The following is a 19,366-nucleotide window of genomic DNA, read 5'->3' as shown; positions in this document are numbered from 1 at the left end:
GTGCGGTTGCAAATGTTACATTACGCCTTTGGAACATATCTCGAGAAAGGGTCTTAATCATGGCAAAAACCGCAGCAGCAATGCATATCCTTGTTAAGGAAGAAGAACAGGCGAATGAAATTCTGGCCCAGTTGAAAAACGGCGGCGATTTCGAAAAGCTGGCAAAAAAACACTCTACCTGCCCGTCAGGTAAAAAAGGCGGCCATCTGGGCGAATTCAAGCAAGGTGCCATGGTGCCTGCTTTCGATAAAGTGGTGTTTTCCGCGCCGCTGATCGAGCCACAAGGCCCACTGCACACTCAGTTTGGTTACCACATCATCAAGATTTTATACCGCAACTGAGTTTCCGTTTCGGCGCAGTCGCAGTAAAAAGAAAGGGCACCGCATTTTCATGCAGTGCCCTTTTTTTGCATCTGGAGACCCGAATAATTCGATCTACAGGAAACCAACGCATCTGTAGTTCGAACGATGAAGGATATCAGCTGGCTACAGCGATACGTTTCATATCAGTCATATAGCCACGCAGGGTGCGACCAATGGATTCGATCGGGTGGTTGCGGATAGCTTCGTTAACGTCACGCAGCTGCGCGTTATCAACCTGAGTCTCAGCAACGGATTTACCCAAATCACCCGCCTGCAGGGTGGTCATGAATTCTTTCAACAACGGTACTGCTGCGTTAGCAAACAGGTAGTTACCGTATTCTGCGGTATCAGAGATAACCACGTTCATTTCGTACAGACGCTTACGCGCAACGGTGTTGGCGATAAGCGGCAGTTCGTGCAGTGATTCGTAGTAAGCAGATTCTTCAATGATACCGGACGCCACCATGGTTTCGAAGGCCAGCTCAACGCCCGCTTTCACCATCGCAATCATCACAACACCGTGGTCGAAGTATTCCTGCTCGGAAATTTTACCGTCGAACTGTGGTGCGTTTTCGAACGCGGTAGCGCCCGTTTCTTCACGCCAGGTCAGCAGGTTTTTGTCGTCGTTCGCCCAGTCAGCCATCATGCCGCTGGAGAATTCACCCGAAATGATATCGTCCATGTGTTTCTGGAACAGCGGTGCCATGATGCCTTTCAGCTGCTCGGACAGCGCATAAGCACGCAGTTTCGCCGGGTTAGACAGTCTGTCCATCATCAGCGTAATGCCGCCTTGTTTCAGCGCTTCGGTGATGGTTTCCCAGCCGAACTGCAGCAGTTTTTCTGCGTAGGCTTCATCAACGCCGTCAGCGACCAGTTTGTCAAAGCACAGCAGAGAACCGGCCTGCAACATGCCGCACAGAATAGTCTGCTCGCCCATCAGGTCAGATTTTACTTCAGCAACGAAGGAAGATTGCAGAACGCCGGCACGATGGCCGCCGGTAGCCGCAGCCCAGGCTTTAGCAATCGCCATGCCTTCGCCTTTAGGATCGTTTTCCGGGTGAACGGCGATAAGCGTTGGAACACCGAAACCACGTTTGTATTCTTCACGGACTTCAGTACCCGGACATTTCGGAGCCACCATCACTACGGTGATGTCTTTACGGATCTGCTCGCCTACTTCAACGATGTTGAAGCCATGAGAGTAGCCCAGTGTCGCGCCGTCTTTCATCAGTGGCTGAACTGCTTTAACCACTGCGCTGTGCTGTTTGTCTGGAGTCAGGTTAACGACCAGATCCGCCTGCGGGATCAGTTCTTCGTAGGTGCCGACTTTAAAGCCATTTTCTGTCGCTTTACGCCATGAAGCACGCTTCTCAGCAATCGCTTCTGCACGCAGGGTGTAGGACACATCCAGGCCAGAATCACGCATGTTCAGACCCTGGTTCAAACCTTGTGCGCCACAGCCCACAATCACCACTTTTTTACCTTTGAGGTAGCTGGCTTCGTCTGCGAATTCATCGCGACCCATGAAGCGGCATTTGCCCAGTTGTGCCAGCTGCTGACGCAGGTTCAGTGTGTTGAAATAGTTAGCCATGTCTTGCTCCGTTCTTTCGAGGTAAGTGCTGTTATTTTTTGTTTCACCCGTGAACCGGTGAACGCCGTGAATTCACTATATGTCATGCGACACATTGCTTAAATTGATATATTACGAAGATGACGTTGCAAAATCTGCAATACTCTTGTTTTGTCATCTGTGAAACCAAAGAGCCGGGTAATCTTTATGGACTTACGTGATCTGAAACTGTTTTTGCATCTGGCGGAAAGCCGCCATTTTGGCCGTTCATCGAAGGCGATGCATGTCAGCCCGTCAACGCTGTCGCGCCAGATCCAACGGCTGGAGGAAGAACTTGGCCAGCCGCTTTTTCAGCGTGATAACCGCACAGTGCAACTGACCAGTGCAGGCGAACAACTCAAAAACTTTGCCCAGCAGACGCTGCTGCATTACCAGCAGCTGCGCAGCGGGCTGGATCAGCATGGTCCGACGCTGAGCGGCGAACTGCGTTTGTTCTGCTCGGTAACCGCCGCGTACAGCCATCTGCCGCCCATCCTCGACCGCTTCCGCGCGCAACATCCGCTGGTAGAAATCAAACTGACCACCGGTGATGCCGCCGATGCGGTTGAGAAAGTGCAATCCACCGAAGCGGATTTAGGCATCGCCGGGCATCCTGAAACGCTACCGGGCAGCGTCGATTTCACAAAAATCGGTGAAATTCCGATGATCCTGATTTCGCCCTCCCTGCCCTGCGCGGTTCGGACGCAGGTCAGTGAACCACATCCCGACTGGTCGCAAATTCCGTTCATTCTTCCGGAACACGGCCCGGCACGAAAACGCATCGACATCTGGTTCAAACGCAACCGTCTGAGCAATCCGCTGATTTATGCCACTGTCTCCGGCCACGAAGCGATTGTTTCGATGGTGGCGCTCGGTTGCGGCATCGCGCTTATCCCGTCAGTCGTCGTCGATAACAGTCCGGAATCCATCCGCAACCGCATTACGATTCTGGATAACGTCACGGTCGGCGCACCGCTGGAGCTGGGCGTCTGCGTGCAGAAAAAACGCCTGAACGAACCGCTGATCGACGCGTTCTGGCAACTGTTATAACCCGCGTTCACGACAAAATGATGGCAAAGAAAAAGGGCCCGTGCGGGCCCTTAGATTTTTAGCCCGCTAAGAAGAAGCGGAACGCAGGATTATCACTTTCGTTATGGCAGTCATAACCCAGCGCCTTCAGGTTCTGTTCGAACTCCGGTTCCTGTTCATTCAGCTCGAACGCGGCCAGCACGCGGCCAAAATCGGTGCCGTGGCTGCGGTAATGGAACAGCGAAATATTCCAGTGCGTGCCCAGCGTATGCAGGAATTTCAGCAACGCGCCCGGTGATTCCGGAAACTCAAAGCTGTAAAGCCGCTCGCGCAAAGGCTTGGTTGGACGCCCGCCCACCATGTACCGCACGTGAAGTTTCGCCATTTCATCATCAGAGAGATCCACCACCTGATAGCCATCGCGATTCAGCTCGTCGATGATTCCCAGCCGCTCTGCGTGGCCGCGCGTCAGACGCACGCCCACGAAGATGCAGGCGTTATCCGCATCGGCATAACGGTAGTTGAACTCGGTCACCGAACGGCCACCCAGCAGCTGACAGAATTTCAGGAAGCTGCCTTTGCGCTCAGGAATGGTCACCGCCAGCAGCGCTTCGCGTTGTTCGCCGAGCTCGCAGCGTTCCGATACGTAACGTAAACCGTGGAAGTTGACGTTCGCGCCTGATAGCACGTGCGCCAGACGTTCGCCCTGAATGTTGTGCTGCTGCACGTATTTCTTCAGTCCCGCCAGCGCCAGCGCCCCGGAAGGCTCGGCAATCGCACGCACGTCTTCGAACAAATCTTTCACCGCGGCGCAGATGGCATCGCTGTCGACGGTTATCACGTCATCAAGATATTCACGGCACAGGCGGAACGTTTCGTTACCGATACGCTTCACCGCCACGCCTTCAGCGAACAGCCCGACGCGCGCCAGATCAACAGGTTCACCGGCATCCAGCGCTGCGCGCAGGCAGGCAGAATCTTCGGCTTCGACGCCAATCACTTTGATCTGCGGCATGAGCTGTTTGATCAACACCGCGACGCCCGCTGCCAGACCGCCGCCGCCGACCGGCACGAATACGCGGTCGAGATGCGCATCCTGTTGCAGCAGCTCCATCGCCAGCGTGCCCTGCCCGGCGATCACCGCCGGATGGTCAAACGGCGGGACAAACGTCATGCCCTGCTGCTGCGAAAGCTCGATAGCTTTGCCTTTGGCTTCGTCGAAATTCGCGCCAAACAGCAATACTTCACCACCGAAACTGCGCACCGCATCGACTTTGATGTCCGCGGTCGCCACCGGCATCACTATCAGAGATTTGATGCCCTTTTTGGTGGCCGACAGCGCAACACCCTGCGCATGGTTACCGGCCGAGGCCGTGATCACGCCACGGGCGGCCTGCTCTTCGGTCAGGCTGGCTATCATGGAATACGCGCCGCGCAGTTTAAAACTGTGAACAGCCTGGCGGTCCTCCCTCTTCACCAGAATGGTATTACCCAGCCGGGAAGAGATCTTTTCCATGACCTGCAAAGGGGTCACCTGTGCGACTTCATACACCGGCGCACGCAGCACGGCGCGCAGATATTCAGCGCCGCACGGCTGGTCGGGCAAAGGTTGAGATACCGCCATGGCCTTTAGCCTCCCAGCTTAGACTTGTCGCGAACGGCGCCTTTGTCGGCACTGGTCGCCAGCATGGCGTAAGCACGCAGCGCATAGGAGACTTCACGCACGCGGTTCTTCGGCGTCCACGCCTGATCGCCACGAGCCTCTTCTGCTGCATGACGCGCTGCCAGTTCGGCTGCCGGAACGTCCAGCACCATGCTGCGGTTTGGAATGTCGATGTCGATAAAGTCGCCATCCTCAACCAGCGCAATCATGCCGCCGCTGCCCGCTTCAGGAGAAACGTGACCGATAGACAGGCCGGATGTGCCGCCTGAGAAACGACCGTCAGTGATCAGCGCACACTCTTTGCCGAGCCCCATGGATTTCAGATAGGTAGTCGGATACAGCATTTCCTGCATACCCGGCCCGCCCTTTGGCCCTTCGTAGCGGATAACCACGACGTCGCCTGAAACGACTTTGCCACCGAGGATCGCGCTCACGGCATCGTCCTGGCTTTCGTAGACTTTGGCCGGGCCACGGAAGGTCAGGTTAGATTTATCCACGCCTGCGGTTTTCACGATACTGCCGGCTTCGGCGATGTTGCCGTACAGCACGGCCAGCCCGCCTTCCAGACTGAACGCATTTTCCAGCGAGCGGATACAGCCTTCGGCGCGGTCATCATCCAGTGTGTCCCAGCGGCAATCCTGTGAGAACGCCTGCGTGGTGCGGATACCGGCCGGACCGGCGCGGAACATTTTTTTCACGGCTTCATCTTTGGTCAGCATGATGTCGTACTGATTCAGCGTTTCCGTCAGGTTCAGGCCAAGGATGTTTTTGACGTCGCGGTTCAGCAGGTTCGCGCGGTCCAGTTCGCCCAGAATCGCCAGTACGCCACCGGCGCGGTGAACGTCTTCCATATGGTATTTCGGCGTGCTCGGTGCGACTTTACACAGGTGCGGTACGACGCGTGACAGACGGTCGATATCGATCATATCGAATTCGATTCCGCCTTCCTGCGCGGCAGCCAGCAGGTGCAGAACGGTGTTGGTCGAGCCGCCCATCGCTATATCCAGCGTCATGGCATTCTCGAATGCCGCTTTGCTGGCGATGTTGCGTGGCAGTGCGGTTTCGTCATCTTTTTCGTAATAACGTTTGGTCAGCTCAACGATGCGGCGACCGGCGTTCAGGAACAGTTCGCGGCGGTCAGCGTGCGTCGCCAGCAATGAACCGTTACCCGGCTGCGACAGACCCAGCGCTTCGGTCAGACAGTTCATGGAGTTGGCGGTAAACATACCGGAACAGGAGCCGCAGGTCGGACAGGCAGAACGTTCGATCTGCTCGCTGTCGGCGTCGCTGACGTTCGGGTTTGCGCCCTGAATCATGGCATCGACCAGATCGAGCTTGATGATTTTGTCAGACAGCTTGGTTTTACCGGCTTCCATCGGGCCGCCGGAAACAAAGATCACCGGAATGTTCAGGCGCAATGACGCCATCAGCATTCCCGGGGTGATTTTGTCGCAGTTGGAAATACACACCATGGCATCGGCGCAGTGCGCGTTCACCATGTATTCGACGGAATCGGCGATCAGTTCACGGGAAGGCAATGAATACAGCATGCCGCCGTGCCCCATCGCGATACCATCATCCACTGCGATAGTGTTGAATTCTTTTGCCACACCGCCGGACGCTTCGATTTGCTCAGCAACCAGTTTACCCAGATCGCGCAAGTGCACGTGGCCTGGTACGAACTGGGTAAAGGAGTTAACGACGGCAATAATTGGCTTGCCGAAATCATCATCGGTCATGCCGGTGGCACGCCATAATGCGCGGGCGCCAGCCATATTACGGCCATGAGTGGTGGTATGGGAACGGTACTTAGGCATGCTCAGTTACTCCAAATCATTTCTGTTTAGCAGGCAGCGAAATCGCCACCTGCATCATTCTTGTTCTTTAGATTACTGTGGATTAATTGGGTCCAACCATCCCCATTTGTCTTCGGTTTTGCCGGTGAACAGGCCGAAGAACGCATCCTGAATTTGTTTCGTGACCGGACCGCGTTTGCCGATTCCGACCTGAATGCCGTCCACGCTGCGTACAGGAGTGATTTCCGCCGCAGTTCCGGACATGAACACTTCGTCAGCCAGATACAGAGATTCGCGGGACAGCACCTGCTCACGCACTTCCAGACCCATGTCTTTCGCCAGTTTAATGATTGCATCGCGGGTAATGCCCGGCAGTGCAGAAGAGGTAAACGGCGGTGTGAACAAGATGCCTTCTTTCACTTCGAACAAGTTTTCGCCCGCGCCTTCTGAGACGTAACCGTGAATATCCAGCGCGATCCCTTCCTGATAACCGTGACGGCGTGCTTCGCTGCCGACCAGCAATGAGGACAGGTAGTTACCACCGGCTTTTGCGGCGGTCGGAATGGTGTTGGCGGCAACGCGGTTCCATGAGGAGACCATTGCGTCGATACCCTGCTCAAGGGCTTCTTCACCCAGATATGCGCCCCACGGGAAGGCGGCGATGATGACGTCAGTTTTGTAGCCATCCGGCGGGTTCACGCCCATACCGACATCGCCCACAAACACCAGCGGACGAATATACGCGCTGACCAGATTGTTTTTACGCAGCGTTTCGCGGCAGGCTTCCATCAGTTCATCAACGCTCTGAGAAACCGGCATACGGTAGATTTTGGCGGAATCGCGCAGACGCTGCATATGTTCACGGTGGCGGAAAACGACCGGGCCTTTATGGGAGTCGTAGCAACGCACGCCTTCGAAGACTGAGGTGCCGTAATGCAACGCATGGGACATCACGTGAACCTTTGCTTCTGCCCACGGAACCATCTCGCCATTGAACCAAATGTAATCAGCTTTCTTCGTCATTCTATTCGTCCCTATTACTCACGCATTCGCGCGTATTTGTTGTGATGTGTGTTGCTGGATTTCGACACAGGCGACATCCATAAGTTTGCGTAACTGTGAAGACAGTAAATCTACCGGCCGCTGGCTGGCAACGGTCAATTCGATATTTATATTTTCTGCATTGACCATCGGGGTCATGTTCATCGCACAGACCTGAAAACCACGGTGGCGAACAACGCGTAATACGCGCTCCAACATTTCAGGGCGGAAACGGGCCTGGATTGAGACGTTATGCTGCATCATGACATTTTCTCCAACATGGTTTCGTTGCCTGCGCCCGGTGGTACCAGAGGCCAGACATTTTCATTTTCGTCGATGGAGACATGAAGCAAATACGGGCCTTTGCTGTTGAAAAAGGCATCCAGTGCGGCATCGACTTGGTCTTTACGGCTGATACGTTGGCCGGGAATATTGAATGCGCTGGCCAGCGTCACAAAATCGGGGTTATCGGAGAGGTTGGTTTCACTGAAGCGTCCGTCGAAGAACAATTCCTGCCACTGTCGAACCATCCCTAACCGCTGGTTATCCAACAGCAGGATTTTTACGGGCAACTGTTTTCGCTTGATGGTGCCCAGTTCCTGCACATTCATCATGAAGGAGCCATCGCCCGAAACGCAGATCACCATATCGTCAGGGCGTGCAACCTGCGCACCGACGGCAGCAGGTACGCCGAAGCCCATCGTGCCCAGACCGCTGGAAGTGATGAAGTTTTCAGGACGCGAGAACTGCATGTGCTGCGCGGTCCACATCTGGTGCTGGCCGACGTCGGTGGTCACCACGGTAGTGGCATCTTTGCGATCGGAGATTTGTTTCAGCAGCAGTGGCGCGTAGATGGCCTCGCCCGGATGATCGTAACGCCATTCGCCCTGGGCTTTCAGGGTCATCACTTCGTCACGCCATGCATCGATGCTCAGTGGTTGTTGCAGCGCCGGTAACAGTGCATTTAAATCGCCCTGTAACGCGACGTGTGCCTGACGCAGTTTGTTCAGCTCCGCCGGGTCGATATCCATATGGATAACGGCGGCGTGCGGTGCGAAAGTGTTCAGCTTGCCGGTCACGCGGTCATCGAAACGCGCACCAACGGCGATCAACAAGTCAGAAGACTGCACCGCCAGATTGGCCGCTCTGGTACCGTGCATACCCAACATGCCCAGATAACAAGGGTCGGTGGCATCCGGTGCACCCAGACCTTTCAGCGTCGCCACCGCGGGAATACCGGTAGTAGAGATGAATTCGCGTAAGGCAGGCACTGCCTGAGCCATGCCAACGCCGCCGCCGATGTACAGCATAGGTTTTTGGGCCGCAGCGATCATTGCGCGGGCTTGTTCCAGTTCAACAGCCGGATGCGGGAAGGATTCTTCGACGGCCAGCAGGTGCGGCGGCAGTTCACCCGTTGCCAGCTGGATATCTTTCGGAATGTCGATCAGCACGGGGCCTGGACGGCCAGAGCTGGCGATGGCGAAAGCTTCGGCCATGATTTCAGGCAGCGCATCCAGCGATTCCACCAGGAAACTGTGTTTGGTACAGGCCAGAGATAAACCTAAAACGTCGATTTCCTGAAAGGCGTCAGTGCCGATAAACGCGGAACCCACCTGACCGGTGATTGCCACCAGAGGAACGGAATCCAACAGCGCGTCAGCCAGACCGGTGATCAGGTTGGTGGCGCCGGGACCGGAAGTGGCGATACACACGCCGACTTTTCCGGTTGAACGGGCATAGCCGATGGCGGCCATTGCGGCACCTTGCTCGTGCCGGCACAACAGGTGTTCCACGCCGCCGTCATACAGTGCATCGTATACCGGCATGATTGCTCCGCCGGGATAACCAAACACCATATCTACCCCCTGCGCACGCAACGCTTGTACTACCCACTGTGCTCCGTTCATCCTTATTCTCCTGCCTTTTTGCGACAAGTGCAGAATATTATGCTGTTGCTCATTTTCCGACCTCGCTTCATTGTTCACTGAAATCACCGAACCAAAAAAAAACCCCGGACCTTTCGGTGCGGGGTTTCTTTTCAGGTTCAGGCTTGTTTAATAAGCCTTTCTTCGTCCAAGTGCAGCCCCGCACGGTGGGATAATAATCACCACCACGCGAATCACGACTAGGCTAACTACGAGGAGAAGGGCTTTCATTTTTAGGTTTCTATAATTCATATTGCGAACGATTGCCTACAGAGTTATCACAGTAATGCATTTAATGACAACATTTTTCTTGCGTTATTATTTGCGCACCGTTGCACAATCCGCCAAAAAAAATCTGGAAAATCAAACCTTAGCGGGTTGATCCGCCGTCTGATTATTTATTGCACCTGTTATGGCTTTTCCGCGCGTATCCCGCCCAAACGCAACCAGTATGGAAATCACGATTGCCACCGTCCCGGCAACAATCGCCATCGCCAGGCCGTAGTTATGTCCGTGGCTTTCGGCGATGCTCGCCTGCAAGGTAGCGTTGACCGATGCCAGCAGATTCCCCAGCTGATAAACGAATCCGGGCAGCACGGCACGGGTATTCGCGGGCACCAACTCGGTTAAGTACGATGGCACCACGCCCCACGCGCCCTGCACCATAAACTGCATCAGAAATGCGCCCAGACCGATAGTCCAGGTTCCGCTGGAGAAGGCCCACAACGGGATCACCGGTAAAGAGAGTAACGCCGCGATAATAATGGCTTTTTTGCGCCCGATTTTCTCCGACAGCGTGCCAAAGAAGATACCGCCAATGATTGAGGCGATGGTGTAACCGATCGCAATCAGGCTGACCGTATGGGCATCAAAACCGTGCTGAACTTTCAGGAATGAAGGGTAAAGATCCTGCGTTCCGTGGCTGAAGAAATTAAACGCCGCCATCAGCACCACCAGATAGACGCAGAGCTTCCAGTGCGATTTCAGCACCGGTAACAAAGCGGTACTTTCCTTGCGTTCGCGGGCGGCGAGCCAGACCGGCGATTCCTGAACTTTGAACCAGATGAACGGCAGCAGAAAGACGGGGACAGCGCCGATCACAAACATGCCACGCCAGCCGACCAGTTCAGAGAACAAGCCGTAAACCACCGCCGCCAGCAGGTAACCAAACGGATAACCGGCCTGAAAAATCCCGGACATCATCCCGCGTGAACGGTCTGGGATGGTTTCCATCGCCAGTGATGACGCCACGCCCCAGACTCCGCCCATCGCCACGCCGTAAATCACTCGCAGGATCAGGAAAACGGTCAGTGAAGGCGCCACTGCCGTGCAAAGTTCGAAAATTGAAAAGCAGGCAATGTTAACCATCAGCACCGGTTTACGGCCATATTTTTCCGCTGCCCGCCCGAACAACAATGCCCCTATTGGCCGGACTGCCAGTGTCAGCAAAATCGCCAGCGTCACCTCTTTGATATCCACCTGAAATGCCGTCGCTATATCACTGAGCAGAAAGACTAAAATGAAAAAATCGAAGGCATCGAGGGTCCAGCTTAAGAAACTGGCGATGGCAACATTTCGTTGCCGAGAAGTCCAACCAAACATGGGTGTATCCCTATTCCGGAAAGATGTAGGCAATGCGCTCACGAGCCGATCCGGAAAATCCTCTGTGAGGCAGAGAGATGTTAATTAATAATGCGTATTTGTTTATTTATTGTTAAATACACTCAAATTAAACACCTCTGCCTCGCAAACCGGCAACTTAATTAGCCAGCTAATTTGTTTCCAGAAACCTCAGGCTGTTAAAGAATGTTGCAGACTTTGCGAGACATCGCACAGCCTTTTGATTTCACGGTGTAATTTCTAAAAATTTTTCACGCGATGCTGCGCAAGGCTGCCATCTTATTTCCGCTGCGGTTTTGCATTCCGGCATGCTACTGACAGGAATTTTCACAGCAAAGGAAAAAGCATGTCATTAGCCGTGGTGTATACACGCGCATCGCTCGGTGTTCAGGCGCCCGGTGTTTCTGTCGAAGTGCATATCAGCAACGGTTTACCGGCACTGACGCTGGTGGGGCTGCCCGAAACCACCGTCAAAGAGGCCAGAGATCGCGTGCGCAGCGCCATCATCAACTGCGGATTCACCTTTCCTGCCAAGCGCATCACCGTCAATCTCGCCCCGGCAGATTTGCCCAAAGAAGGCGGGCGATATGACTTATCGATCGCGCTGGCGATTCTGGTGGCTTCTGAGCAGTTGCAGGGCGATAAGCTGGAGGCCTACGAGTTTTTGGGTGAGCTCGGGCTTTCTGGTGCGTTACGCAGCGTTAATGGCGCGATCCCGGCAGCACTTGAGGCGCAGAAAGAGGGGCGGATACTGATCCTGCCGCAGAACAACCAGATGGAAATGACGCTGCTCGATCCGGGGGTAGCGCAGATCGCCGGGCACCTGCTACAGGTTTGCGCTTTCCTGCAAGGCGAAGACAGCCTGCCGCCCATCGACTATCCCACAGAGCCACCCGCCTCTGTGCATCAGCCCGATATCGCGGAGATCATTGGCCAGGAGCAGTCCAAGCGTGCATTGGAGGTCGCCGCAGCGGGCGGACATAACCTGCTGCTGATTGGTCCGCCGGGAACGGGCAAAACCATGCTCGCCAGCCGGTTACCGGGATTATTGCCGCCGCTAAGCAATGAGGAGAAGCTGGAAACAGCGGCCATCGCCAGCCTGGTGTATAACCCGGAGGAGGACGGTGAGTTCTCCCGCGTGCGGCCTTTTCGCGCACCGCATCATAGTACGTCGATGAGCGCACTGGTCGGTGGCGGCTCGCTGCCGAGGCCCGGAGAAATTTCGCTGGCACACAACGGCGTTCTGTTTCTCGATGAGCTGCCGGAATTTCAGCGGCAGGTGTTAGATGCGCTGCGCCAGCCGATGGAGTCCGGCGAAATCACCATTTCCCGCGCCAGAGCGAAAGTGCGCTATCCGGCAAGAGCACAACTGATCGCAGCCATGAATCCCAGCCCGACAGGGCATTATCAGGGCATTCACAACCGCACACCGCCCCAGCAGGTTCTGCGCTATCTGGGCAGACTATCAGGCCCTTTTCTGGACCGGTTCGATTTATCGATTGAAGTGCCACTTTTACCGCCGGGGATCCTCAGCCAGCAAAACCATGCACCGACCGCCAGGGAAAGCAGTGCAGAAGTTCGGGAACGGGTGCTGACAGCCAGAGACGTTCAGTTAAAACGTGCGGGGAAAATCAATGCACATATGAACAGCAGTGAGGTGGAAACGTATTGTGTGTTAACGAAGGCGGATGCTGAGTTTCTGGAAGAAGTGCTGCATAAACTGGGATTATCGGTGAGAGCCTGGCATCGCATTCTGAAAGTCGCGAGAACACTGGCCGATCTCGGGGGGAGTGAAGCCATTGAACGCAAACATATTGCTGAGGCGCTGAGCTATCGCACCATGGATAGGCTATTGTTAACTCTGCATAAGAGTCTGGCATAAAAAACGGGGCATAGCCCCGTTTCATTAGTCGTCGCTTTCCGTGTAGTCTTCTACAGCGTCTGCCTGCGGTTTACCGCCGGACAGCGTGTGGAATTTCTTCGGACGACGGGTGCGGATGATGTACTTATTCCACACTTTTTCAGCTTCCGTTACCGGTTCGCGCGTACCGCGGCAAACCTCAAGGAACAGCTTTTCTTCATCGGTTGCTGGCTCGCGTTTTCCCAAATCCAGTTCGTTAAAGGCAAAGCCGTAACGTTCTAGCATTTGCGCTTCTTTAATGGTGAAATCGCCATGCCGGGAGAACCCGCGAGGGTAATGTTTATTATCAAAAAAACGACTTGTCGTGGTGAAGCTTTCCGCCATCTGACACGCTCCTAATTCTCTCATGGTCGTGCTGTTATGGCGCGGAGTATTAGTTAGGCTTGACATTGTGTAAAACAAAACATTTAAATCTTAACGACAAAAATAATTGGAGATGGTTTTGGACACGGAATTACTGAAAACCTTTTTGGAGGTCAGTAGAACTCGCCACTTTGGTCGGGCAGCGGAATCGCTTTATCTGACGCAATCCGCTGTCAGCTTTCGTATCCGGCAACTGGAAACCCAACTTGGCGCAAATTTGTTCACCCGCCATCGAAATAATATCCGCTTAACGCCCGCAGGAGAGCGTCTGCTGCCTTACGCCGAGAATCTGATGTCTACCTGGCAATTGGCGAAAAAAGAGGTGTTACGCTCGTTACAGCACACAGAATTGTCGATTGGTGCCACGGCCTCGCTATGGGAAGCCTATCTGACGCCGTGGATGCAGTCGCTCTACGTGCAACGTGATACTTTGCGGCTGGAAGCACGCATCGCGTTGCGCCAGTCGCTGGTAAAGCAATTGCATGAAAGACAACTGGATTTGCTGATCACCACCGAGCCGCCAAAAATGGACGAGCTCTCAAGTCAGCTGTTGGGTAATTTCTCGTTACGACTTTTTTCATCGAAGAAAACAGTCAGAGGGGAACAATCGCCTTATGTGAAACTGGAATGGGGCGCCGATTTTCCTCAGCAGGAAAAGTTGCAAAACAGCGATCAGGAACCCGTTCTGACCACCACATCAGCGCATCTGACGCGACAATTACTGGAGCAGACCGGTGGCTGCGCTTTCCTGCCGTCACACTGGGCAAAAGAATATCCCCAGTTGGCAGCGCATGAAGAGATTCCACCGGTTATCCGCCCGCTGTACGCCGTATGGCTGCAAAATAGCGATCAGCAGGTTCTTATCCGTCAGTTACTTAAAACGCCGCTGATCACCCATCTCTGAGCCCTCCGCCATCAGGTCGGCTCGGGGCGCGGATGCCGTGCTCTTCTGGCGGTCCAGAATGAGCTCATGCCCTTCTGCAAGCCGATAAAGACAAACAGCAGGATACCCATGACGATTTTGGTCCACCACGAGCTGAGTGTACCGTCGAACGTGATGTAGGTTTGGATCAGGCCCTGAATCAGAACGCCGAACAGGCTTCCAAGTACGGTCCCTACGCCGCCGCTCAGCAAGGTTCCCCCGATGACGACAGAAGCGATAGCATCCAGCTCTACCCCACTGGCTGCCAGCGCGTATCCGGCGGAGGTGTAGAGTGAAAACACGATGCCGGAAAGGACAGCCAGCGTGCTCGACAGCATGTAGATGTAAATCGTTGTCCGCCTCACCGGAACGCCCATCAGCGCCGCCGACACGTTACTGCCACCGACCGCGTAGACGTTGTTCCCAAAGCGTGTCCGGTGCGCCAAAATAATCCCCACGAAGACGACCAGCAGCATGATTAACGCCAGCAGCGTGAAACGTCCCCCGCCCGGCATTTTCCATGCGTAATTCGCCAGAAAATCATAAACTGGATGATTAATGGGCAGCGATTCTTCGGAAACGATAAAGCTCATACCGCGAACGAAAAACATTCCTGCCAGGGTAATAATAAACGCCGGAAGCTTCAGCGTATCGATGATCCAACCCATCAGTGCGCCAAACATCGCTCCCATCAGCAGGACAATCACGAAGGCATAACCGGGCGCAACGCCGTAATCGCCAATCAGTTTCGCCAGTAAAACGCCGGTAAAAGCGATCACTGAGCCTACCGACAAATCGATGCCGCCTGAGAGGATCACGAAGGTCATCCCGACGGCTACAATCCCGAGAAAGGCATTATCTGTCAGTAAATCAAAGAAGACGCGCGTGGAGGAGAATCCGGGAAACTGGGTGAAGCAATAACCATATCCGGCCAGAAACACCACGATAGTAATCAGCAGGGGCAGATTTCTTTTGAGCATTATCCCTTCCTCCGAAACAGATTACTGAGCGACACCCGGGGCGACTGCACCACCAGCACGGCCAGCACCACCAACGCTTTGAGTACCAGATTAAACTCAGGTTTAAAACCGGAGAGCAGAATGCCGGTGTTCATGCCCTGAATGATGAGCGCACCGATAACCGAAAGGAGCAGATTAAATCGCCCTCCGAGCAACGAACCACCACCAATGACCACCGCCAGAATCGCATCCAGTTCCAGCCATAAACCGGCATTATTGGCATCGGCACCGCGAATATCCGCCGTGACGATAACCCCCGCGACCGCTGCACAAATCCCGCAAATTACATAAGTAGAAATCAGCACCAGACGCGCATTTACCCCGGCGTTGTATGCGGATCGGATATTGATCCCGACGGATTCAATAAATAGCCCAAGCGCCGTTTTACGCGTCAGCGCCCACACCAGAACCAACATCACGACCACAATGATCACCGGCATCGGCAGATAAAACAGGGAACCGCTGCCGAACTGCGATAAACCATTGTGTTCGAACGTGACGATTTGTCCCTCGGTGATGAGCTGCGCGATTCCGCGACCAGCGACCATCAGCATCAGCGTCGCCACGATCGGCTGAATCTGCAGCACGGCGACCAGAAAGCCATTCCACAGGCCGCAAACCGCACCTACACCGACGGAAGCCAGGAGCACCATTGCCAGCGGATAACCTTGCACCGTCATGGTGGCCGCCGTTGCTCCGGCAATGGCCATCACGGCACCCACCGAGAGATCTATGCCTCCTGTCGCAATCACCAGCGTCATACCGAGAGCCAGCAGAGCCACCGGCGCACCGCGGTTAAAGATATCCACCAGACTGCCAAATAGCCGGCCATCCTGAATGTGGATTGAGAAAAAGCCCGGCGCGACCAGGCTATCGATCAGTAAAATGGCAATGAATGCCCCGATTTGCGTAGCACCCTTTGGAAATACCCATCGAACTTTGCGCGGTGATCCTGTCATCGGCAGACTCCTGTTACTCATCGATATCTCCTCATTGCGCCGCGATGGCTTTCATAATGGCTGGCACGGAGATTTCAGCCTGCTCAATTTCGGCAACATGACGGCGATCGCGTAACACCACGATGCGGTCTGCATAGCCCGACAACTCTTCCAGCTCGGATGAAATCACCAGCAATGCCAGCCCCTCATCGCACAGTTTTTCAATCAGGCGAATGATTTCAGCATGCGCGCCGACGTCAATGCCGCGGGTCGGTTCATCGAGGATGAGAAAGCGAGGATTGGTGGCAAGCCAGCGCGAAAGCAGGACTTTTTGCTGATTCCCGCCGGAGAGATATTGAATTTCCTGCTCGGTGCCGGGTGTTCGAATGCCGAGAAGTTTGATGAATTTCTCTGAGATCTGATGCTGCTCTTTCATCGGCAGAGGTCGTAACCAGCCGCGCTGAGCCTGTAGTGCAAGAATGATATTTTCACGGACGGTGGCTGCGCCGATAATGCCATCGGTCTTGCGATCCTCAGGGCAGTAACCAAATCCGAGTTTGGCCGCTTTACGCGGCGTACTGATGGTCTCTTCCTTGCCATCAACCCGAGCTTTGCCGCTGTCATGACCTTTGATGCCGAAAATCAACTGAGCGGTTTCTGTCCGCCCGGATCCCAACAATCCGGCAAGGCCGACAATTTCACCACGACGGACTTTCAGATCGAAATTCTCGACCACGCCACGACGGCCATAATCCTTAAATTCCACCAGCGGTTCACCGGTGACATTGCGATGTTCAGTACGTTTAAGCAGACTTTCATCAAAGCTGTGTCCCAGCATCATCGGCACGAGATCCATACGTGGTAAATCAACCGTGCGCTCTGACCCCACACGTTTGCCGTTGCGCAGCACTGTAATACGGTCGCTGATGCGGTAAACCTGATCGAGGAAATGGGTCACGAAAATCATCCCAACACCTTTGTCACGCAGCTGCACGAGAATATCCAGCAGCATGCTGACTTCTTTAGCATCGAGACTGGCGGTAGGTTCGTCGAGGATTAATACCTGCGCAGAAAGGTCGACAGCTCGCGCAATCGCCACGATTTGCTGGATGGCAATGGAATAGGTGGAAAGCGGCTGGCTGACATCGAGATATAATCCGTAGCCCTCCAGCAGCACCTCTGCCTGTTGTTCCATTTTGCGCTGATTGACCAGACCAAACCGGGTAGGTTCGCGACCAATAAAGAGATTAGCCGCCACGGAAATATTCGGCAGGAGATTCACTTCCTGGTAAACCGTACCAATCCCAAGCGACTGCGCATGGGCCGTATTGACCGGTTCGATGGGAGTACCATTCAAATAAACCTGCCCGGCAGAACGTTTATATACGCCGGTCAGGGCTTTAATCATTGTGGATTTACCGGCACCGTTCTCCCCTAAAAGGGCCACGATCTCACCACGTTCGAGAGTAAAATCGACATTTTCCAGTGCCTTAACGCCGGGGAATTCTACTGAGAGGCCACGCACATCAAGCAGCACTGCTGAACCTGGATTATCCGTCACATCACTACTCCTGCTGCATCCGCTACCGGCGGAATGGGAATAATTTTTACCGGCCTGCCCGTGAGACAGACCGGTAAAATCGGCTTAATAACCCATGTCTTTTTTCATGTCATATTCTTTCTGAGCCATGTCCGGCAGGATAAGCGCAGACTGCGTCTGAATAAATTTCTTCGGTTGAGTACCGTCTTTTTTCATGGCGATCAACGCATCAAACGCCGGGCCAGCCATGTTTGGTGTGAGCTCGACAGAGGCATTCGCTTCGCCATTCAGCATCGCTTTGTAGATATCAGGAACCCCATCAATTGAAACGATTTTGATCTGCGAACCCGGTTTCAGACCGGCTTCTTTGATGGCCTGAATAGCACCGATCGCCATGTCATCGTTATGTGCGTAGACGGCACAAATGTTTTTGCCATTTTGCTCAGCCTTGATGAAGCTCTCCATGACTTCTTTACCTTTACTGCGGGTAAAGTCACCGGATTGAGAACGAATGATTTTGACATTCGGCGCGGCTTTGAGTGCATCAGCAAAACCTTTTTTACGGTTTAACGCAACGCTCGCGCCGACGGTTCCCTGAAGTTCGACCACGTTACACGGCTTGCCGGCCACATCTTTCACCAGCCAGTCACCGGCGACTTTACCTTCATACACGCTGTCAGAAGCCACAGCTGCGGTATACAACGATGGATCGCTGACTTCAATCGTGCGGTCTAAGAGGAATACGGGGATTTTCGCCTCTTTGGCTTCGGTCAGAACGGGGGCCCAACCGGTTGCGACAACCGGTGCAATAAAGATCGCATCGACACCTTGCGCAATGAATGAGCGGATTGCCTTGATTTGGTTCTCTTGTTTTTGCTGAGCATCCGCAATTTTCAGCGTGATCCCGCGTTTCTCCGCTTCCGATTTGGATACCTTAGTTTCTGCAGAACGCCAACCAGACTCTGATCCGATCTGAGAAAAACCTACAACCAGCGGAGCTGCCTGTGCCGCGCCACAAAGTGCTGTTGCTACTGCTGCTGCCACAAATAAGCGTTTGTACATGTCTCTTTCCTCGCGTGTAGTCTGAGCTACTTTTTGTTATGACTCGTTGGGTACGGCCAGAACATTCACCGGATATATGTTCTCGCTCATTACGATAATTACGCCGTAAAAAGAACGAAAAAAGTCATGCCCGGTTCTGGTTGTCGTCATAGGACGATGATTAGGTTTAGTACACAGGGAAAAAGGGAGCATGAGCGGGGTCACATACGGGAATAACAATCATTTAGTGCATGTATTTAGCCAAAATATAACCAAAAATAACCAGGAAAATAAAAAGAATTGAACTGAAATGGTGCAAAAAGACGCAGGAAAAGGATCAGTGGTGAGGATTAATTGAGCTAAAGAGGGGAAATTGCAGGATTTAAAACAAAAAAAAGCCCCTCGCTTTCGCGAAGGGCTCTTAATATGGCAGGGGCGGAGAGACTCGAACTCGCGACACCCGGTTTTGGAGACCGGTGCTCTACCAACTGAGCTACGCCCCTAAATTACGCTTAACATTATGCCTGCTAAAGTTAGCAGGCATAATTTTTAATAATTGGCGGAACGGACGGGGCTC

The 19,366-nt window shown here is 53.9% G+C and carries 17 protein-coding genes and 1 tRNA gene; 4 read left to right on the top strand and 14 right to left on the bottom strand.

Annotated features, from left to right (window positions below; translation table 11 throughout):
- The first annotated feature begins 59 nt into the window (after positions 1–59).
- A complete protein-coding gene (gene ppiC, locus TU92_RS06575; RefSeq protein ID WP_112165480.1) occupies positions 60–341 on the top strand; it encodes a peptidylprolyl isomerase PpiC in 282 nt (93 codons plus the stop codon).
- 136 nt (positions 342–477) lie between these two features.
- On the opposite strand, the gene ilvC is transcribed toward ppiC, so the two are convergent.
- On the bottom strand, positions 478–1,953 hold the full coding sequence (ilvC, locus tag TU92_RS06570) for a ketol-acid reductoisomerase (protein WP_112165478.1): 1,476 nt from the start codon (positions 1,951–1,953) through the stop codon (positions 478–480).
- Positions 1,954–2,139: 186 nt separating this feature from the next.
- On the opposite strand from ilvC, the gene ilvY reads away from it, so the two are divergent.
- A complete protein-coding gene (ilvY, locus tag TU92_RS06565; protein ID WP_112165476.1) occupies positions 2,140–3,021 on the top strand; it encodes an HTH-type transcriptional activator IlvY in 882 nt (293 codons plus the stop codon).
- A 58-nt stretch (positions 3,022–3,079) separates the two neighbouring features.
- Here ilvY and ilvA read toward each other — a convergent pair whose 3' ends face one another.
- The 7 genes from ilvA to TU92_RS06530 form a co-directional block, all read right to left on the bottom strand.
- The gene (gene ilvA, locus TU92_RS06560; protein WP_112165474.1) at positions 3,080–4,624 is read right to left on the bottom strand and encodes a threonine ammonia-lyase, biosynthetic; all 1,545 of its coding nucleotides are present in this window, start codon (positions 4,622–4,624) and stop codon (positions 3,080–3,082) included.
- 5 nt (positions 4,625–4,629) lie between these two features.
- Positions 4,630–6,480 carry a dihydroxy-acid dehydratase gene (gene ilvD / locus TU92_RS06555; RefSeq protein ID WP_112165472.1) on the bottom strand — a complete coding sequence of 617 codons (1,851 nt, stop codon included), beginning with the start codon at positions 6,478–6,480 and terminating at the stop codon, positions 4,630–4,632.
- 72 nt (positions 6,481–6,552) lie between these two features.
- The gene (locus tag TU92_RS06550) at positions 6,553–7,482 is read right to left on the bottom strand and encodes a branched-chain amino acid transaminase (protein ID WP_104924025.1); all 930 of its coding nucleotides are present in this window, start codon (positions 7,480–7,482) and stop codon (positions 6,553–6,555) included.
- A gap of 18 nt (positions 7,483–7,500) precedes the next feature.
- Positions 7,501–7,764, bottom strand: coding sequence for an acetolactate synthase 2 small subunit (ilvM, locus tag TU92_RS06545; RefSeq protein ID WP_013577547.1), 264 nt, complete (start codon positions 7,762–7,764; stop codon positions 7,501–7,503).
- On the bottom strand, positions 7,761–9,407 hold the full coding sequence (gene ilvG, locus TU92_RS06540) for an acetolactate synthase 2 catalytic subunit (RefSeq protein ID WP_112165470.1): 1,647 nt from the start codon (positions 9,405–9,407) through the stop codon (positions 7,761–7,763). Before ilvG ends, ilvM begins: the two co-directional genes overlap by 4 nt.
- Before the next feature lie 147 nt (positions 9,408–9,554).
- A complete protein-coding gene (gene ilvL / locus TU92_RS06535; protein WP_112165468.1) occupies positions 9,555–9,656 on the bottom strand; it encodes an ilv operon leader peptide in 102 nt (33 codons plus the stop codon).
- A 132-nt stretch (positions 9,657–9,788) separates the two neighbouring features.
- Positions 9,789–11,027, bottom strand: coding sequence for an MFS transporter (locus TU92_RS06530; RefSeq protein ID WP_112165466.1), 1,239 nt, complete (start codon positions 11,025–11,027; stop codon positions 9,789–9,791).
- Between the two features lie 364 nt (positions 11,028–11,391).
- Here TU92_RS06530 and TU92_RS06525 point away from each other — a divergent pair, with 364 nt between their 5' ends.
- On the top strand, positions 11,392–12,927 hold the full coding sequence (locus tag TU92_RS06525; protein WP_112165463.1) for a YifB family Mg chelatase-like AAA ATPase: 1,536 nt from the start codon (positions 11,392–11,394) through the stop codon (positions 12,925–12,927).
- A 24-nt stretch (positions 12,928–12,951) separates the two neighbouring features.
- Here the strand turns inward: TU92_RS06525 and TU92_RS06520 are convergent, their stop codons facing one another.
- Entirely contained in the window at positions 12,952–13,290 is a 339-nt protein-coding gene (locus TU92_RS06520; protein WP_112165461.1) for a MaoP family protein, read from the bottom strand.
- A 118-nt stretch (positions 13,291–13,408) separates the two neighbouring features.
- On the opposite strand from TU92_RS06520, the gene hdfR reads away from it, so the two are divergent.
- On the top strand, positions 13,409–14,233 hold the full coding sequence (gene hdfR / locus TU92_RS06515) for an HTH-type transcriptional regulator HdfR (protein ID WP_112165626.1): 825 nt from the start codon (positions 13,409–13,411) through the stop codon (positions 14,231–14,233).
- An 11-nt stretch (positions 14,234–14,244) separates the two neighbouring features.
- Here hdfR and yjfF read toward each other — a convergent pair whose 3' ends face one another.
- The 5 genes from yjfF to TU92_RS06490 form a co-directional block, all read right to left on the bottom strand.
- Positions 14,245–15,231, bottom strand: coding sequence for a galactofuranose ABC transporter, permease protein YjfF (gene yjfF / locus TU92_RS06510; RefSeq protein WP_112165459.1), 987 nt, complete (start codon positions 15,229–15,231; stop codon positions 14,245–14,247).
- Complete coding sequence (gene ytfT, locus TU92_RS06505; protein ID WP_112165457.1) at positions 15,231–16,250, bottom strand: galactofuranose ABC transporter, ATP-binding protein YtfT; 1,020 nt, start codon at positions 16,248–16,250, stop codon at positions 15,231–15,233. The genes yjfF and ytfT overlap by 1 nt, the downstream gene beginning before the upstream one ends.
- Positions 16,251–16,260: 10 nt before the next feature.
- Positions 16,261–17,742, bottom strand: a complete 1,482-nt coding sequence (gene ytfR / locus TU92_RS06500) for a galactofuranose ABC transporter, ATP-binding protein YtfR (RefSeq protein ID WP_208640486.1) — start codon at positions 17,740–17,742, stop codon at positions 16,261–16,263.
- Between the two features lie 111 nt (positions 17,743–17,853).
- On the bottom strand, positions 17,854–18,810 hold the full coding sequence (gene ytfQ / locus TU92_RS06495; RefSeq protein ID WP_056772381.1) for a galactofuranose ABC transporter, galactofuranose-binding protein YtfQ: 957 nt from the start codon (positions 18,808–18,810) through the stop codon (positions 17,854–17,856).
- A gap of 406 nt (positions 18,811–19,216) precedes the next feature.
- Positions 19,217–19,292 (bottom strand) — tRNA-Trp (locus TU92_RS06490).
- Positions 19,293–19,366 lie beyond the last annotated feature (74 nt).

The organism is Rahnella inusitata, assembly GCF_003263515.1.
GTDB lineage: Bacteria > Pseudomonadota > Gammaproteobacteria > Enterobacterales > Enterobacteriaceae > Rahnella > Rahnella inusitata.
This window is presented reverse-complemented; position numbering and strand designations above follow the sequence as displayed.

Excerpts from the sequence above, each read along its gene's own strand:
- TU92_RS06525 (WP_112165463.1), top strand. The coding sequence starts at position 11,392 with ATGTCATTAGCCGTGGTGTATACACGCGCATCGCTCGGTGTTCAGGCG.
- ilvG (WP_112165470.1), bottom strand. The coding sequence starts at position 9,407 with ATGAACGGAGCACAGTGGGTAGTACAAGCGTTGCGTGCGCAGGGGGTA.
- ilvD (WP_112165472.1), bottom strand. The coding sequence starts at position 6,480 with ATGCCTAAGTACCGTTCCCATACCACCACTCATGGCCGTAATATGGCT.
- ppiC (WP_112165480.1), top strand. The coding sequence starts at position 60 with ATGGCAAAAACCGCAGCAGCAATGCATATCCTTGTTAAGGAAGAAGAA.
- ytfT (WP_112165457.1), bottom strand. The coding sequence starts at position 16,250 with ATGAGTAACAGGAGTCTGCCGATGACAGGATCACCGCGCAAAGTTCGA.
- ilvM (WP_013577547.1), bottom strand. The coding sequence starts at position 7,764 with ATGATGCAGCATAACGTCTCAATCCAGGCCCGTTTCCGCCCTGAAATG.
- ilvY (WP_112165476.1), top strand. The coding sequence starts at position 2,140 with ATGGACTTACGTGATCTGAAACTGTTTTTGCATCTGGCGGAAAGCCGC.
- yjfF (WP_112165459.1), bottom strand. The coding sequence starts at position 15,231 with ATGCTCAAAAGAAATCTGCCCCTGCTGATTACTATCGTGGTGTTTCTG.
- ilvL (WP_112165468.1), bottom strand. The coding sequence starts at position 9,656 with ATGAAAGCCCTTCTCCTCGTAGTTAGCCTAGTCGTGATTCGCGTGGTG.
- TU92_RS06530 (WP_112165466.1), bottom strand. The coding sequence starts at position 11,027 with ATGTTTGGTTGGACTTCTCGGCAACGAAATGTTGCCATCGCCAGTTTC.
- ilvC (WP_112165478.1), bottom strand. The coding sequence starts at position 1,953 with ATGGCTAACTATTTCAACACACTGAACCTGCGTCAGCAGCTGGCACAA.
- ytfQ (WP_056772381.1), bottom strand. The coding sequence starts at position 18,810 with ATGTACAAACGCTTATTTGTGGCAGCAGCAGTAGCAACAGCACTTTGT.
- ilvA (WP_112165474.1), bottom strand. The coding sequence starts at position 4,624 with ATGGCGGTATCTCAACCTTTGCCCGACCAGCCGTGCGGCGCTGAATAT.
- TU92_RS06550 (WP_104924025.1), bottom strand. The coding sequence starts at position 7,482 with ATGACGAAGAAAGCTGATTACATTTGGTTCAATGGCGAGATGGTTCCG.
- TU92_RS06520 (WP_112165461.1), bottom strand. The coding sequence starts at position 13,290 with ATGGCGGAAAGCTTCACCACGACAAGTCGTTTTTTTGATAATAAACAT.